Source organism: Arthrobacter sp. K41 (assembly GCF_059089645.1).
In genome coordinates this window covers 120,139-136,139 of sequence record NZ_JBNHEW010000006.1, presented here as the reverse complement: position 1 = coordinate 136,139, position 16,001 = coordinate 120,139, and the positions used below count along the sequence as shown (strand labels likewise).

Annotated in this window: 12 protein-coding genes; 2 read left to right on the top strand and 10 right to left on the bottom strand. The window is 60.8% G+C overall.

The window, feature by feature from the left end; genetic code table 11:
- Nucleotides 1-127: 127 nt before the first annotated feature.
- The 10 genes from AC5RTE_RS14880 to AC5RTE_RS14835 form a co-directional block, all read right to left on the bottom strand.
- Nucleotides 128-3,256 carry an HD domain-containing protein gene (locus tag AC5RTE_RS14880; protein ID WP_494042148.1) on the bottom strand — a complete coding sequence of 1,043 codons (3,129 nt, stop codon included), beginning with the start codon at nt 3,254-3,256 and terminating at the stop codon, nt 128-130.
- A 104-nt stretch (nt 3,257-3,360) separates the two neighbouring features.
- Nucleotides 3,361-5,379, bottom strand: a complete 2,019-nt coding sequence (locus AC5RTE_RS14875) for an ABC transporter ATP-binding protein (RefSeq protein ID WP_494042147.1) — start codon at nt 5,377-5,379, stop codon at nt 3,361-3,363.
- Nucleotides 5,376-7,109: an ABC transporter ATP-binding protein gene (locus AC5RTE_RS14870; RefSeq protein WP_494042177.1), complete on the bottom strand. Its 1,734-nt coding sequence runs from the start codon at nt 7,107-7,109 to the stop codon at nt 5,376-5,378. The genes AC5RTE_RS14875 and AC5RTE_RS14870 overlap by 4 nt, the downstream gene beginning before the upstream one ends.
- Before the next feature lie 196 nt (nt 7,110-7,305).
- Complete coding sequence (locus AC5RTE_RS14865; protein ID WP_494042146.1) at nt 7,306-7,752, bottom strand: HPP family protein; 447 nt, start codon at nt 7,750-7,752, stop codon at nt 7,306-7,308.
- Between the two features lie 97 nt (nt 7,753-7,849).
- A complete protein-coding gene (locus AC5RTE_RS14860; protein ID WP_494042145.1) occupies nt 7,850-9,226 on the bottom strand; it encodes an NAD-dependent succinate-semialdehyde dehydrogenase in 1,377 nt (458 codons plus the stop codon).
- Nucleotides 9,227-9,282: 56 nt separating this feature from the next.
- Nucleotides 9,283-9,519: a hypothetical protein gene (locus tag AC5RTE_RS14855; protein ID WP_494042144.1), complete on the bottom strand. Its 237-nt coding sequence runs from the start codon at nt 9,517-9,519 to the stop codon at nt 9,283-9,285.
- A 41-nt stretch (nt 9,520-9,560) separates the two neighbouring features.
- Nucleotides 9,561-10,655 (bottom strand): heme-dependent oxidative N-demethylase family protein, encoded by a 1,095-nt coding sequence (locus tag AC5RTE_RS14850; RefSeq protein WP_494042143.1) that lies wholly within the window; start codon nt 10,653-10,655, stop codon nt 9,561-9,563.
- A gap of 9 nt (nt 10,656-10,664) precedes the next feature.
- On the bottom strand, nt 10,665-11,636 hold the full coding sequence (locus AC5RTE_RS14845; protein ID WP_494042142.1) for a PDR/VanB family oxidoreductase: 972 nt from the start codon (nt 11,634-11,636) through the stop codon (nt 10,665-10,667).
- A complete protein-coding gene (locus AC5RTE_RS14840; RefSeq protein WP_494042141.1) occupies nt 11,633-12,238 on the bottom strand; it encodes a dimethylamine monooxygenase subunit DmmA family protein in 606 nt (201 codons plus the stop codon). The genes AC5RTE_RS14845 and AC5RTE_RS14840 overlap by 4 nt, the downstream gene beginning before the upstream one ends.
- Before the next feature lie 23 nt (nt 12,239-12,261).
- Complete coding sequence (locus AC5RTE_RS14835) at nt 12,262-13,773, bottom strand: APC family permease (protein ID WP_494042140.1); 1,512 nt, start codon at nt 13,771-13,773, stop codon at nt 12,262-12,264.
- 344 nt (nt 13,774-14,117) lie between these two features.
- Between AC5RTE_RS14835 and AC5RTE_RS14830 the strand changes: the two genes are divergently transcribed.
- Both AC5RTE_RS14830 and AC5RTE_RS14825 read left to right on the top strand, forming a co-directional pair.
- On the top strand, nt 14,118-14,879 hold the full coding sequence (locus AC5RTE_RS14830; protein ID WP_494042139.1) for a FadR/GntR family transcriptional regulator: 762 nt from the start codon (nt 14,118-14,120) through the stop codon (nt 14,877-14,879).
- Entirely contained in the window at nt 14,876-15,583 is a 708-nt protein-coding gene (locus AC5RTE_RS14825) for a cache domain-containing protein (protein ID WP_494042138.1), read from the top strand. The genes AC5RTE_RS14830 and AC5RTE_RS14825 overlap by 4 nt, the downstream gene beginning before the upstream one ends.
- Nucleotides 15,584-16,001: the final 418 nt, after the last annotated feature.

The following is a 16,001-nucleotide window of genomic DNA, read 5'->3' as shown; positions in this document are numbered from 1 at the left end:
GGCATCCACATGCACCGCAGAATATTAGTAGGTTTCGCGTCACCTTCTGCAAAGCGGCCGCCAAGGCGAATCCAGCAAGTGACGGCGGGAACTTCCGCCGTCACTCGCTAAAGTCTTGCCTCGGGGCCTACTCGGGCGACTGGCGCCTGTCCCACCGAAGAACATCCAGCGGATCGACGTCAACATGCGACAGCGCTTGGCGCACCGACTTCTCGTCCAAGACTTCAAACACTCCAGAACTCCGCAAGCTATCGATCACGGAATTTTGCCATTGAATGCTTCGTCCATCGATCGCGGGGACCTCGTACGCCATTCCACTCCGGGCAGAGGAACCACCTAGGAGATTCATCAACCAGCTGATGCACCATAAGCGGGCTGCTGCGGGAACAGCATCTGAAGCAGGCTCGACGGCCAGCATGGCGTGTCCAGGCAGAAGTAAGTGCCAGCCCTGGCACAAGACATACTTTTTGTCTTCAAAGCCAATAAGCTCCAAAGTCTCGGGCTTAGCTGGAAACATGGTGCGATAAATACGGTCGCTCACACGTCCGGACATTATTTCTCGCTCCATGCGAGACGCCATCGAAGATGGCAGGCTCGTGTTCTTTCCAGGTACTACCCAGATTGGGGATGCTCCCTTCTGGCGCCATGAGGCTTTCAGGGCCCGTCCATCCGCGTCGGTTTCCAGTCGAGAAACTTCCCATTCGGCGGCAAACATCTCGCTGATCAGGCCCTGTCGATTCAAACCGCAGACAAGAGGGGCTCCGGGCAGCACCTCGTCGCTTCCCATTGCTTCTATAAGATTTTTCAGGGACGGGGATGAGGCACCTCGCACCGACCTGAGGACACCCTCGAAGCTGCTAATAGTATTGCTCTCAATTGAGGCCAGTTCTTCGTGCGTTGAAAGATCTTCCAGGGAATAAGCTTTCCTCACGCCAGCCTCTTCGACAACTATGGCAGGGACCGTACGCAGCTTTCGATCGCGAATCACAGTCGACTCAGGTTCCACTCTCGCCAAGTCCTCCGCCAGATACGACGCCTCCTGTACGGCCCGGGTGAGGGAAGACGCACGGTTGACTTCGAGCTCTCGCATTTCAGTCTCAATGTGACCAACATAGGCTCCATAGATCCGATCTAGCATGAGTTCGTACTCGTCCGTCTTCTCGATGGCACTCCTAGCCACATTTGTCCGCGGCGCACCCTTCCCCGAAGCATTTGCCATGGCAGCAATTCCACCGTAAACGAAACCGGGCGGTTGCGTAGTGACTCTCACTCCGCTGATGCACACACCAAACGTTCCTTGGTTCAACGCTGCGAAGTCGCGCCTTCCATGCTCAACGCGCACGTATCCCCAGTCTTGTAGCCACTCATTCCAAGAGACGGCATAGGCGATATCTAGACCCTCAACGCTTGCCGTACGGACCTCTAAAGGAGCACCATAGACCGTTTTAAGAACCCCGTCGGAAGTGCTAACCAGGTCAGCGTCGGTTAAAGCATGCAATAAGGCGTCTTGAATAGAGCTGAAACCGACAGGGGTCTCATCTCCAGCATCGACGGTGAGGTAGACCTCGCAGCCTGGCAGCACTATCCATTGGCGGAGCACTGTCTCGACCTCGGACAACTCCGCACTAGGCCGCAACTTCATGGAAACGGATGTACCGTGCGCCCGGATCTGCTCAGGAACCTCCGTGTTCTGCTTGTCGAGCAGACGAACTAGATATTGTCCGTGAACGTCTCGGAGGCTCAGTTTCCGCGCTTCGGTTTCTGACTCATGAACAGTTACGACTGTTACATCGTCCGCGACCATGAAGGTCGAGAGTACTCCGATTCCGAACCTGCTAATAGATGCAAACTCTGGAAACTCCTTCTGAAACTCAGGCTCTTGGTAACGCGAAGAACCAACGCGCAAAAAGTTCTGTTCGATAATCGCCTGGGACATACCGACGCCATTGTCCGTAACAGTGAGAACCCGCTCAGCGGAATCCCACGAAATGTTAATTTTCGGCCTGTACCCGTCCTTCTTTCCAGACTCCAAGTGCCCCTGCAACCGCACCGCATCCAGGGAATTCTGAACCAACTCGCGGACGACGACACCAGTGTCGTTATAGAGGGTGTGACCGGTCAGCAAGTCCAATATTTTCGCGTGATCGATTTTGAAGACGAACTGTTCGGTAACAAAGCCCTTCGCTTCGATGTGCGACGAATCGATACGTCGCCACGGAAATAGAAACTCGGAGCCGCCAGTGGCTTGGTTCTCCTTGGACCATGCATATGTCTGTTGAAGCTGCTTGACCGCATACTGCAGGTACCCGGTCAGACCGAAGTAGCCTTCGGCCTCCTTAAACGTGGCATGCACCTCGATAGTGTCGGGCTGCTCGGCGACTTCGCTTCCTTCTGCGCTCTTAGCCACTGGTTTAGCACGGACCCTCCTGACTGCACCTTGCTTCGCCCACTCGACCTGGCTTTTCGGATTGCGGGGGTTGATTATCAGAGCAGCCATTGAGGGGACCCGGTCATTGGTCACGTGAAGGAGGTCGGATGTTCTCAGAAGGAGAGACGCATATTGTACGTTTGCTTCCTCAGCAGGGCTTGAACCATACGGTCGGCTCAGAGGGTACTTCCGAATATCATGCAAATCATCGGAATGATGACTTTCACAAACTAAACCGATGTCCTCGCGAAAGGTTTCCTCGAGTTCTCCAAGCAGTTTTCCCAGTCGATCTATTACCCTAGGGTCACCTCCCCACGACATGTCAGGATTGTCGCGGAGCCAAGCCCTTATACGCTCGGCATGATAATACCGTACAAATTCTTGATACATGAACTTTTCGGCTTCATCCGTGGTAAGTCGCTGTACTTGCGACCTATAGTCCTTTACGCTCGGGTCGTCGTTATCAACAATTCGACTTCGGAAGGTTTGATAAAAAGAAACGGAGTCTCTAGCATCGAATTCGTCGCGCGTTATAAGCAAACCGAAATCATGCAAGTAGGTAGAGAGTGTCGTTAATAACCAGTCTGCGGGAGTCATTAACTCCTTGGTTTCATTAGGAATCATCCATTCGTACATAGCCAACATGGCGTCAATGTGAGAGATGTCATGCTTGGTGTATTCCTCAAGCAAGCTGAAGCTGCCAAAGTGGCTCAACGCTTCAGAAATTTGACCACGAAAATGCCTTAAGCTGAGCCCAGCAAAGGCGGGGAGTTTCTGTGCTTCTTCCGCTTTCAGCTCAGCTTCAGAAATCAAGTCTAAGTCGGGCATGGTGCTCCTGTTGGTGGATATTTCCGTTTTCCGCATCTTCTCACGCTCGTTACATACAACTTGACTACCACACAAAGAGTCGCCAAAGTCGTGCGAAGGTTCCTTTATACCTCCGCCACAGGAGCCGCGAACTGCGCTTCATACAGCCGCGCGTAAGCCCCACCCGCAGCAAGCAGTGAAGCGTGCGTCCCCTGCTCCACGATCTGGCCGGCCTCCATCACTAGGATGAGGTCGGCATCGCGGATCGTGGACAGGCGGTGCGCGATCACAAAGGAGGTCCGGTCGGACCGCAGCGCACTCATCGCCTTCTGCACCAGCACCTCGGTCCGGGTGTCCACCGAAGACGTCGCCTCGTCCAGAATCAGCACCGAAGGCCGCGCTAGGAACGCCCGGGCAATCGTCAGCAGCTGCTTCTCCCCCGCGGACACGTTGGCGCCCTCGTCATCCAGAACGGTGTCGTACCCGTCAGGCAGCGACCGCACGAACCGGTCCACGTACGTCGCCCGGGCGGCCTCAAGAGTTTCGGATTCGGAAGCCGAAGGCCGCCCGTATGCGATGTTGTCCCTGATCGTCCCGCCGAACAGCCACGTATCCTGCAGCACCATCCCCAGCCGCGAGCGGAGCTCGCGCCTGGGCACCGAGGTGACGTCCACGCCGTCGAGCGATATCCGCCCGGCGTCCAGCTCGTAGAAGCGCATCATCAGGTTCACCAGCGTGGTCTTGCCGGCCCCCGTTGGCCCCACAATCGCCACCGTCTGCCCCGGCTCGGCCACCAAAGACAGGCCGGAGATCAGAGGCTTGTCCGGCGAGTACGAGAACGACACATCCTCGAACACCAGCCGCCCCCGTCCAAACACCGGACCGGCAGAAGGGGCAGGCTCAACTGACTCCTCGTCCTCGTCCAGCAACGAGAACACGCGCTCGGCCGACGCCACCCCGGACTGCAGCACATTGGCCATGGACCCCAGCTGCGCCAGCGGCATGGTGAACTGCCGCGAGTACTGGATGAACGCCTGCACGTCGCCCAGCTGCATGGCCCCGGACGCCACCTGCAGCCCGCCCACTACGGCGATCCCCACGTACACCAGGTTCCCGATGAACGTCATGGCCGGCATGATCAGTCCGGAAATGAACTGCGCGCCGAAACTGGCGTCATACAGCTCTGCGTTCTTCTGCCGGAAACGCTCCTCCACCTCGCGCTGCCGGCCGAACACCTTCACCAGCGCATGACCGGTGTACGTCTCCTCGATCTGCCCGTTCAGCTCCCCCGTGTTCTTCCACTGCGCCACGAACAGCTCCTGCGAGCGCTTGGCGATCAGCGCCGTGATCCCCAGCGTCAGTGGAATGGTCACCAGCGCGATCAGCGCCAGCGTGGGCGAGAGGATGAACATCATCACCAGCACGCCCAGCACCGTCAGCACGGACGTGACCGCCTGGCTGATGGTCTGCTGCAGGCTCTGGGAAATGTTGTCCACGTCGTTGGTCACCCGGCTGAGCAGCTCACCGCGCTGGATCGAGTCGAAGTACCGCAGCGGCAGCCGGTGGATCTTCGCCTCGATCTCCCCGCGCAGCCCGAACACCGTCCGCTGCACCACCCCGTTCAGCACATACGCCTGCACCCACATAAACGCCGAGGACAGCACATACAGCACCAGCGCCCACGTCAGCACGTTCCCCAGCGCGGCGAAGTCGATCCCCTGCCCGGGCGTCAGCGCCATGGGTGTCAGCATGTCCGCCTGCTGGTTCTCCCCCGCCGCCCGGAGCTGCGCAATCACCTGCTCCTTGCTGGTCCCGGCCGGCAGGTCCCGGGACACCACCCCGGCGAAGATCAGGTTGGTGCCCTCCCCCAGCAGCCGCGGCCCGATCACCGAGAGCGCCACCCCGGCCACCGCCGTCGCGAACACCAGCAGCAGCCACAACCGTTCCGGCCGCAGCCTGCCCAGCAGCCGCTTGGCCGACGGCCAGAAGTTCATCGCCTTCTCCGCCGGCACGTTCATCCCCGCGAACGGTCCGCCCCTCCCCGGTCCGCCGGCCGGGCGGGGAATGCGTACGACGTCGGCGCTTCCGGTTGTGGAGGCGGGTGCGGCTTTGGTGCCGGATGCGTGAGTGGGTTCCGGGTTCATACCGTCTCCTCCGCCGCCAGCTGGGAGGAGACAATCTCGCGGTACGTCTCCGAGGTTTCCAGCAGCTCACGGTGCGTTCCGCGCCCCACGATCCTGCCGTCGTCGAGCACCAGGATCTGGTCCGCGTCCACGATGCTGGAGACGCGCTGGGCGATGATCACCAGCGTGGCGCCGGCGGTGCTGCGCTTGAGGGCCTGGCGGAGCCGGGCGTCGGTGCCGGTGTCCAGCGAGGAGAACGAGTCATCGAAGATGTACAGCTCGGGCCGCTTCACCAGGGCCCGGGCGATGGCCAGCCGCTGCCGCTGCCCGCCGGAAACGTTGGTGCCGCCCTGGCTGATAGGCGCGTCCAGGCCCTCCTCCATCCGCTCCACGAAGTCCTGGGCCTGGGCGATGCGGAGCGCTTCCCAAAGCTCGTCTTCGGTGGCGTCCGGCTTGCCGTAGAGCAGGTTGCTGCGGACGGTGCCGCTGAACAGGTAGGGCCGCTGCGGGACCAGGCCGATGTGCCCCCAGAGCAGGTCCGGGTGCAGCTCGCGCACGTCCACGCCGTCCATCCGTACCGAGCCTTCTGTTGCGTCGAAGAGCCGGGGCATGAGGTTGACCAGGGTGGTCTTGCCGGCGCCGGTGCTGCCGATGATCGCCGTCGTCTGCCCCGCTTTGGCGGTGAAGCTGATGCCGGAGAGGACGGGCTGGTCGGCACCCGGGTAGGCGAATCCGACGTCGCGCATTTCCAGCTCGCCGCGGCGCACCTCACTGCTCACCGGGTTGGCAGGCGGCCGGACGCTGGACTTGGTGCGCAGCACCTCGCCGATTCGGTCGGCCGAGACGGCGGCGCGCGGGATCATCACGGCCATGAACGTGGCCATCATGACGGACATCAGGATCTGGATCAGGTAGCTCAGGAACGCGATGAGCGTGCCCACCTGCATGGAGCCGTCCTGGATGCGGAACGAGCCGAACCAGATGACGGCCACGCTGGAGACGTTCAGCACCAGCATCACCACGGGGAAGGCGAGCGCCATCAACCGGCCGGCGCGCAGGGCGGTGTCCGTGACGTCCTCGTTGGCGCGGGCGAAGCGTTCGGTCTCGATATCCTCACGGACGAAGGCGCGCACCACGCGAATGCCCGTAAGCTGCTCGCGGAGAACGCGGTTCACGGTGTCAATCCGTTTCTGCATCTTGCGGAACAGCGGCACCATCCGGACGGTGATCAGGCCGACGGCGACCAGCAGTACGGGGACGGCCACGGCGATCAGCCACGACAGCTGCACGTCCTGCTGCACGGCCATGATCACCCCGCCGATACTGAGCATGGGCGCGGTGACCAGCATGGTGGCGGACATCAGGATCAACTGCTGGACCTGCTGGACGTCGTTCGTGGACCTCGTGATCAGGCTTGGTGCGCCGAACCTGGTGACCTCCTGCTCGGAGAACTCCCCCACGCGTTTGAAAATGGCGCCGCGCAGGTCCCGGCCCACGCCCATCGCCGCCTTCGCCGCGAAGTACACGGCGATGACCGCGCACACGATCTGCAGCAGGGTGATTCCCAGCATGACCCCGCCCAGGCTGAGGATGTAGCCGATGTTCGCCTTGGCCACGCCTTCGTCGATGATGTCGGCATTCAGGGTGGGCAGGTACAGGGACGCGATGGACTGCGCCAGCTGGAAAACCACGACTGCGGCCAGCAGCTTCCGGTGCGGGCGGACGTATTCAACAAGCAGCTTCCAGAGCATGGGCGGCTCCTGGTCCTCGGCGCTGGCCCGAAGGCTCACGGGACGTGATGCGAAGGTTAGTTTACGTCCGGCGGCTGCGTAGATCAGGAGCGGCAGCAGGAGAAGTTGGGCAGGTTCTCGGACAGCGTAGCCGCTGGCCACTGGGGCCCGCTGGCTACGCTGTCCGCGGTCAGGCTCTGCGAGCCACTGTCCCTCATCAGAACCAATAAATTGGATACGTGGCTCCGCGGAGCCGGGACCCGACGATTCCAAACCCGACCAGGATGCAGGCCGCGATCCCGGAACACACCACAAAGGCGACCTGACCCGTCGTCGCCATGGTACCGATGACTGCGGTGGCAGCCGCCGGTGAATGCGGCATCCTCAGCCACAGGGTCGCTCCGATCGCCAGGCTGCCGGCAACAGCGGCGGCCCAGAACGAGTGGCTGACCAACCCCGTGCCCACACCAACCAAGGCGGAAACAACCTGTCCCCCGATCACGCTCCGGGGCTGGGAGAGTGGCAGATGGGGCGCTGCGGCCACGAGCGCCATGGACGCAGCCATCGGCGGGATGAGCAGGAGGTGGCCTGAGAGCTTGCCCAGCAGCACCAGGCAGGCGAGGGCGGCGACGCTGGTAAGGGTGGTAACAGCGAGCTTTGCCACCGAAGGCCGGTGGGGTGCTTGCGAGGACCAACGCATGCGGGGCTGAGGGGGATGGACCGGTGACCGGGCAGGACTGGTAACGGGCACGGTCATCCCTTTACTCGGCGACGAAGTACAGGCGCTTGTTGACGAATTCGCCCATGCCCAAGGGACCCATCTCGCGGCCAAAGCCTGACCGCTTCACGCCGCCGAAGGGAAGTTCTGCTGCCTCCGCGGCGATGATGTTCACGTGCGCCATCCCAACGTTCAAGCGGGACGCAATGTTCGCAGCACGTGCCTTATCGGTGGAGAAGACTGAGCCGCCCAGGCCGAAGTCGGAATCATTGGCGAGTTCGAGCGCCTCTTCATCGCTTGATACCTTGAACACGATCGCCACGGGCCCGAAAATCTCTTCCCGGAAGGAAGCCGATTCGCGGCTGATACCGGTCAGGACGGCGGGTGAGAAGTACGCACCTTCCCCCTCGGAGAGGACACCGCCCACTTCAAGAGTGGCGCCTTCGGCCACAGCCCGCTGCACCTGGGCGCTCACCTGCTCCGCAGCTGCCCTGCTGGAAAGAGGACCATAGGCACCCTCCGGCATGTTTAGGGGATCACCCGGTACGAGCCCGTCCGCCAGCTTCTTCAGCTGGGCCACAAACTCGTCATAAATATCTTCCATGACGATCATCCGCTTGTTGCCGTTGCACACCTGGCCCCCGTTGTAGACGCGGAAGTTCCAGGCGTCCGCAGCGACCGATGCGAGGTCATGGGAGTCGAGCACGATCATCGGGTCGGTTCCGCCGAGTTCGAGCACAGCCTTCTTCAGGTGCCTGCCGGCCTGCTCCCCGATGATGGAGCCGGCACGCTCGGAGCCCGTGAGGGATACGCCCTGCACCCGCGGATCGGCAATGATCGCAGCGATCTGGTCGTGTGTGGCAAAGATGTTGGTGTAGCCCCCGTCGGGAACACCGGCTTCTTCCATGATCTGCTGGATCGCCAGTGCCGAACGGGGGCAAATGTCTGCATGCTTGAGCAGGATGGTGTTGCCGAGGACCAGATTGGGCGCAGCGAAGCGGGCCACCTGGTAATACGGGAAGTTCCAGGGCATGACGCCGAGCAGTACTCCCACGGGGCAGTTCTCGATGAGCGCCTTGCCGGGAACAGTGCTGGGAATTTCCTGATCAACAGCGAGGCCGGGGCCGTGCACGCCGTAGTAGTCGAGGATCGAAGCGGCGAACTCGACCTCTTCGATGCCCTCTGACAGGGGTTTGCCCATCTCCTGGGCAATGATCCTGGCGAGCTCTTCCTTCCGCTCTTCGAACAACTCAGCGATGCGGCGGACAACGGCAGCCCGGTCCTGGATGCTTTTTTCGCGCCACTGGCCGTAGGCGTCGTCAGCACTGGCCACTGCCTGCTGTATCTGTTCGTCCGAAGCTGCTTCAAAGGTCTCTACGACCTCACCTGTTGCAGGGTTCTGCACCCGGTACCGGGACATATGTCTCCTTTTGTGTTGCTTCTCTGACGGTTTCTGGTGTCCAGGGTCTGATGTGGTTAGGGCTGATAGGTGGACCGGCTGCCCGCGGTGGGTGCTTTCTCCACGGTCAGGTGATGCCCGGTGTTGCTGCGATACATACGGCGCTCCAGCGTCGGCGAAAGTACCCACAGCGCCGAACCACTCGTGGTTTTGGCCACGACCGTCCCGTGATGCAGGAGTTGGCCGTTGCTGGAGAGTGAGACTTCGGTGCCAAGTTCAACTTGGGCCCACGCAGTACGTGTTGCAGGTTCCACTTTTAATCGGCTTTTCTTGTCGAGGTTTTTACCGGTGTCGGTCAGCGATCGCCGGGCTGTATTCCATCCGGGGCCCAGGGGTAGCCGGTGGCCAGGGGTGCGCCGTCGTCGTGGCGGGAAAGCCATTCGACCGCTGCACCGTGGTAGCGGTGGAAGCCTTTGTAATCCACGAGTTCGGAGTCCAGCGACGCGAGGGCCCGGTGGATGCGCTTGGCCCAGTCGGGAGCGAACTCCACCAGTTCGGCGAGGCTGACGAGGTAAGTACGGACGGGGAACACTATCGCGTTTGACCGGGGCAGACGGTGCAACGGCTGCAGTTCAATGCGCAGGTACACCTTCTCGCCGGCGTTTTCGCTGGTGACTGTGGTCCGGTCCGGCGCCCATTCCGGGAGCGTTTCCACTGACGTCTCGAGGCGCGGGTTGACGGTAAGCGACCAGTTGACCCTCCTTACAGGGTGGCCGGCCTTCATGCGCAGCAGGAACTTGAGGGCCCTGTCCAGGATGCCCATCTCGTGCAGCTTCGGTACCGGGCCGTGGAACTCAAAGAAGCTCATGCCGAGGTTGAACTTCAAGGAGTAGTCGGCACGCTGGGTGGTCATGCCCGCGCCGATGACGAGCGTGTTGTCCTTTTCCTCGAGGACGACGAATTCGCCCTGTGCTTGCCGGGTGGCGTACTCCATGGGGTCCATCGGCAAGGTGGCCGGGTCACCGAACGTGAACGAATCATCGATTCCGAGGAGCCGGTTCTGCCACCGCCACTCGTTTCCGTTCTTAGTGAGAGTGAAGTGTTCCGGGAAATCCCTGGCGTAAGACTCAAAGATGAGCTCGAGCAGATCCCACTGCGCTTCCAGCATGTGCGGCAGTGCAAGGTAGTGTACGTCCGGCATATCGCTGAGCATTTGGGCGCGGTGGGCGCACTCCGACACATAGTGTTCATCAATATCGAATGCGGCTCTGAGGGCACCGTTTCCGGCCGGAACGTGCGGTTCCAGGTTCATTGAATACATGTAATCGTCGTCCGGGAACGGGAACGGCAGCCGGCGAACACCCTCGGGTGAATTCCGGAACTGGTATTCGCCCTCCGGCGTGTAGGTTTCATCCGTCTTAAAGGCTGCTGGTTCAGATACGGCAGTCATGTCACTTTCCTAAGCGTTGATAACGAGTTTTGTGCAGGTGGCCCGCGAAACGCAGGGCATGATGAGCTTGCATGTTGCCCGGTCTGATTCGGACAACCAGTCGTCACGGTGATCAATGGTGCCCTCGAGTTCCAGGACCTCGGTCTCGCACTCCCCGCAGGCGCCTCCCCTGCAGAGGTAGGGCAGCTTGTGGCCTGCCTCCTCGACCGCTTCCAGCAGCGACTGCTCGGGAGAAACCTCAATCACGGCTCCCGAGCGTGCCAATGTCACGGAGAACGGGTCTCCCGTGGAACCGAGGTCCTCGAACCTCTCGAAGTGGATGTTCGCGTCCGACCAGCCAAGGGCATGGGCGGAACTGACGACGTCGTCGATCATCCGGGTGGGCCCGCAGACGTAAGCGTGCGTACCCAACGGCCGTCCTGCCAGGATGTCCATGGTGTTGAGCCTGGACTGGCCGTCGTGGCCGTAGAGCGTGACCCGATCGCCGTAGCGTTCCTTAAGTTCGTGGCCAAGCGCGGCGTGGTCCGGGCCGCGGACGGCCAGGTGGAGTTCGAAAGGGCTTCCCTTGAGGCTTAGTTCTTCGAGTTGGGCAAAAACGGGCGTTACGCCCACACCGCCCGCGATGAAGAGATGGTGCCGTGCGTGTTTCGAGACGGGGAAGAGATTCGCGGGAATACCTGCGAGGAGGACATCGCCTTCCCGCACGTTGGTGTGCATGGCCAGCGAGCCGCGCTTGCCGTCATCCACCCTGCGGACAGCTATCTGGTACTCGCTGGTGTCGTACGGCGAACTCATCAATGAGTACGCATTGCGCCTGGTGTCTCCGTCGGCCGGAATCAAGACGGTAAGGTGGCTGCCGCCCGAAAATGGAGGGAGCCAGGAGCCGTCGGCTGCGCCGAAGGTGTACCGGTTGATTTCCGGGGTCACCGCTTCGATCCGTTTAACCCGGAGCCGCAGGGCTCCATGCTGGGACTCGCTCACGTATCCAACTCCTCATTTTCCGGCATTTCGCCGGGTACTTCGCTGTCTGCTTTCACTCCCTGGAAGGCTGCGAGCCTCCCGGAGTAGTGATCGCGCACAATCAGATTTAGTTCACAGCCAGGGCATACAAAGACCCTGTGGGTGACATTTTCGGAATAGTGGCCACAGTGCGCGCACCACACGCGCCTCACAAAGGAGCCCGCATGCTCGCGCTGCACTTCGTCCCGGTTCATGCCGTACGAGGTAGCCACCTGCATCGACGTACCGATGAACCCCTCAGAGCCGGCCAGGTACAGCCGGGTGCCCATCTTTGCCATCGCGAGGGACGCATCGAGTCCGCGCACGGCTTCCGCGTTGCTGGAAAACACGGCCAGGTCCCGCACCTTGAACTGTTGGAGGTCAATCAAATAGTTCTGGCCGGTAAACGACTCTGTTGAATACAGAACGGTGGTGGCCGCCAACTGCTCGGGGGTCATCGCTCCAAGCAGGCGCACTAGGGGTTTTCCGCCGCTGCCCTGGGCGGCAGCGAGGTGGTTAAGGCCGCTCGCCATTGGCGCCAGCTCGTCGTAGACGGGTCGGCTCTTGATGCCGGTGATCAACATTGGATTTTGTTACCTTTCGTCCTTCACGCCGGCTGACGGGCAGAAAGCGCGGGAACTGCATCAGCTGCCGGGGCGTCACCCTTGAGGTGCGGTTTCTTCCATGCCATGTACACCAGGCCAACCACGACGACCGTGACGGCGGAAATCAGGACCACATGGTTGGCGAACCATCCGTCTTCCGGTGTCCGCGGCCAGGCCATGTTGACCATGCCGAGCACGCCCCACACGAGAGCTGCGATATTTACGGGAATGCCCCATACGCCCAGGCGGAAGGCGCCGTTCGGCTTCCAGCCCAGGATGCGTGCCCGGAGCGAGGCAAGGACAACCATCTGGAAGCCCATGTACATGCCCATGGCAGCAAAGGAGATGATCACTGTCAGCGCGTCGCTGGAGACCTTGGATCCAATGACGATGAGTGCCGGCACCAACCCTGCCAGGAGCAGTGCGTAAGGGGGCACATGGCGCGATTCGCTGAACGTGCTCAGGAGCTTGCTGGCCGGAAGGATTCCGTCACGGGCCATCGAGTAGGCAAGGCGGGAGGTTGCGGCCTGCAGGCTCAGCACGCAGGAAAGGAAGGAGATCAGGACGACTGCGAGAACTGCCTTGAAGCCGATGGGGCCGAACGCCGAAAGGAGAATGTTGCCGACCGGGTCCGTCTCGGTCCCTGAGATTACGGCGGCGAAATCGGGAACGGCGAGGATGAGGGACAGGCAGACGAACATGGCAGCGAAACCACCAATGTAGATAGTCATCCGCATGGCTTTGGGGATGGTGCGGCCCGGGTTGGGGACCTCCTCCGCCACATCGCCGCAAGCCTCAAAGCCGTAGTACTGGAAGATGCCTATGAGACCGGCAGCCGCAAAAGCAAAGAAGTAGTTACTGCCTTCTCCTGCACCGAATGTCTGGAACAGGACGCTGAGGTCGTGGTGCCTGGCGGTAGCAAGCAGCCAGATGCCAACGACCAGGGCACCCCCGAGCTCTGCCAGAAGACCGATCATGGCCACGGCGTTCAGCACCTTGGTGCCGCCGAGGTTCAGCACCGTAGCAAGGGCTATGACCACCAAGCCGCACAGGATCGTGGCGTCCACGCTGCTGTCCATGCCTGCCAGGGTGCTCAGGAACGGGCCTGCCCCATACGCCACACTGGCGATAGTTGTCAGGAGCGCCACCAGGTAAACCCAGCCGTTCATCCAACCCCATTTACGGCCCCAGAGCCGCCTGGACCACGGATAGACTCCGCCGGCCACAGGGTACGCCGCCACAACTTCACCGAAGACTGTTGCCACCAGGAGTTGTCCGACCCCGACGATGAGCAGGGACCAAAACATCTGCGGCCCGGCCACACTCAGGGATGCTGCGAACAGGGAATAGATCGCCACTACCGGAGACAAGTACGTGAATCCCAGCGAGACGTTTCCCCAAAACGTCATCTCCCGCTTGAATTGCCTCTCGTACGAGTAACCAAGGCTGGCGAGATGCTGAGCGTCATCATCCACCGCAGCTTCCCCAACAGATTCAGGTGCTTCTACACGCATTGGACTCCTTCTAATCGGTCACATCGCTGCCTGTGAGCGGGACCACGTCGTAAAAACCATAGTTTCATATCTTTATTCGCGCAACCCTCACCGTGGACGCCGTGAAAATCGCGATCTTCGGGGCTCTCACGGCCTAATCCGGCCCGATAAACTATGGTTTCCACGCTTTTAATCCGTCTGCAGTACACTTCATAACCAGCAGCGCCCGAAGGTGTCAGCGGGAAGAAGGAAGCATGCGGGACCTTTGAGCGGGGCCGGCTGATCGGCGCCGCATCGGCTGGGCGGGGAAGTCCGTCAGTGCCGGACTAGAGTTACTGCTGTCCCTATTCCCCATGGAGTCGTTCTTGGCATCTACCACCGCTTTCCAAGCCCAGGTGTACCGGGCATTGCCGGAAACAGAGCGCTCCGAAGCCATCGTCAACCGGATCTCCAAGGCAATTGCCCTTGGACTGCTGAAGGTCGGCGAGCGGCTTCCCCCCGAGACGGCACTGTCGGAAATGTTTGGCGTTGCGCCGTCTACCCTCCGGGAGGCATTGTCCGACCTTCGGGATCAGGGAATTGTTGCAACCCGGCGGGGCCGCAACGGCGGCACATTCGTTGTGAAGCAGCCCTTCACGTCCGCTGATGTCATAAAAAAGTGGTTCCAGGACACATCTATTGCCGAAATTCGGGACGCGGGCGACGAGCATGCTGCCATCGCCGCCGCAACTGTAAGGCTGGCCTGCGAACGGGCCGAACCCCACGAGATCAACAGACTTACAGACCTTGCGCGCGGCGTTGTCATGACTGACAAGCCTGAACTGCAGGCGCGCGCCGACAGCAGATTTCATATCGAATTGGCGGTCTTGGCGCAGTCCCCCAGGCTCACAAATGCAGAGATCAGGCTGCAGGCCGAGACAGTCCAAGCACTGTGGGCACCGGTATCCTTGACCCGCGATCCCGAACAGGTTGCCGCCGAGCACCTGGCCTTGGCACGTGCCATCGCAAACGACGCACCTGAGGACGCTCAACAACTGGTGCTGAAACACATCCGGCATGACGCACACCACTTGGTGGACGCGAAATTGTCCCTCGGATACCCGACGTATCAGCAGGAGCGCCCATGACAACCACTACCCCTGCGATCAAGGCCGCACAGGAGATAGCCGCCTGGACGGACACACTCGGCCTCGACGTCGACAAGTTCGCCTTTCAAACTGCCGCTTTGTGGACAAATCGCCAAAGCCCTTTCCCTTTCACCGTTACGCCCCGGGACGTTGGGCAGCTGGAGAACATGAGCAAGGATTTCCTTGCAACCCATAGTTTCGTTGTGGGAGCCGGGATCATCTTCTCGTCAGACGCCATCGAAAACCGGGACGGCGTTCTCGAGTGGTGGATCAGGCGGGGTGAAGGAATCGAGAAACTTGAATTCGACCTCACCCCTGGCGGGGAGCGCTTTTACGATTACCAGAACATGCCATTTTTCACTTCGGCAAGCCGCACAGGGGAACGGTCAATGTGGGGCCCCTACGTCGACTATCTGGGCGTGGACGAATACATCCTCACCTACACAGCGCCGATCCAGGTGGGTGGAGAATTCGCGGGAGTGGCGGGCTGCGACATCAGGATCCGCAAGCTCGAAGAGATATTCATGCCTGCGCTCCGGGCCATCCCGGGAGATGCTGCCCTCCTCAACGGAAGCAACCGCGTCGTCGTAGGAAACTCCGGCGCGCACCTGGTGGGCGAAAGAATCCGGCACATCCCGAAGGACAAACAATTGATCCCGATCGAGGTGGCGCACCTGGGCCTCACTCTGATGTGCAGCCGCTGACTCCTCCACAAGAGTGAGGATGTTGGGGGCTAACCCTGCTGACAAGTACGGATGGCGTCACGCCACGAGCTCAGCGGCATAGAAGCCGCCCTGCCCTGCGAGGTACACAGTGGTCCCCACTTTCCCGGCCTGGGATGAGGTGACGACGGGGCAAGCACAAGTACCGCTTCGCGTTCAGTCGCATCAGGCTATTTTCGTCATCGGAAAGGATATTTCCGGCCAACTCCCCCAACGAGTGTCAGCAAAATATGACAATTCCGTAAAAAGGTGCTTCGTACTTTACATTGGCGAGACAATAAGTAGACTTTCTTTGTGCCGTCGTCATATTCTGGGACGGTCGTCTGAAGCAGACATTACCGGGGGGTGGTGCACGTGACTGGAACCAGTTCTCTGTGGCGTACCCTTCGGCCGACCCTCT

Bases quoted from the DNA above. Each gene is read 5' to 3' on its own strand.
- AC5RTE_RS14880 (WP_494042148.1), bottom strand. From the start codon at position 3,256: ATGCCCGACTTAGACTTGATTTCTGAAGCTGAGCTGAAAGCGGAAGAA.
- AC5RTE_RS14850 (WP_494042143.1), bottom strand. From the start codon at position 10,655: ATGACTGCCGTATCTGAACCAGCAGCCTTTAAGACGGATGAAACCTAC.
- AC5RTE_RS14825 (WP_494042138.1), top strand. From the start codon at position 14,876: ATGACAACCACTACCCCTGCGATCAAGGCCGCACAGGAGATAGCCGCC.
- AC5RTE_RS14835 (WP_494042140.1), bottom strand. From the start codon at position 13,773: ATGCGTGTAGAAGCACCTGAATCTGTTGGGGAAGCTGCGGTGGATGAT.
- AC5RTE_RS14875 (WP_494042147.1), bottom strand. From the start codon at position 5,379: ATGAACCCGGAACCCACTCACGCATCCGGCACCAAAGCCGCACCCGCC.
- AC5RTE_RS14860 (WP_494042145.1), bottom strand. From the start codon at position 9,226: ATGTCCCGGTACCGGGTGCAGAACCCTGCAACAGGTGAGGTCGTAGAG.
- AC5RTE_RS14840 (WP_494042141.1), bottom strand. From the start codon at position 12,238: ATGTTGATCACCGGCATCAAGAGCCGACCCGTCTACGACGAGCTGGCG.
- AC5RTE_RS14870 (WP_494042177.1), bottom strand. From the start codon at position 7,109: ATGCTCTGGAAGCTGCTTGTTGAATACGTCCGCCCGCACCGGAAGCTG.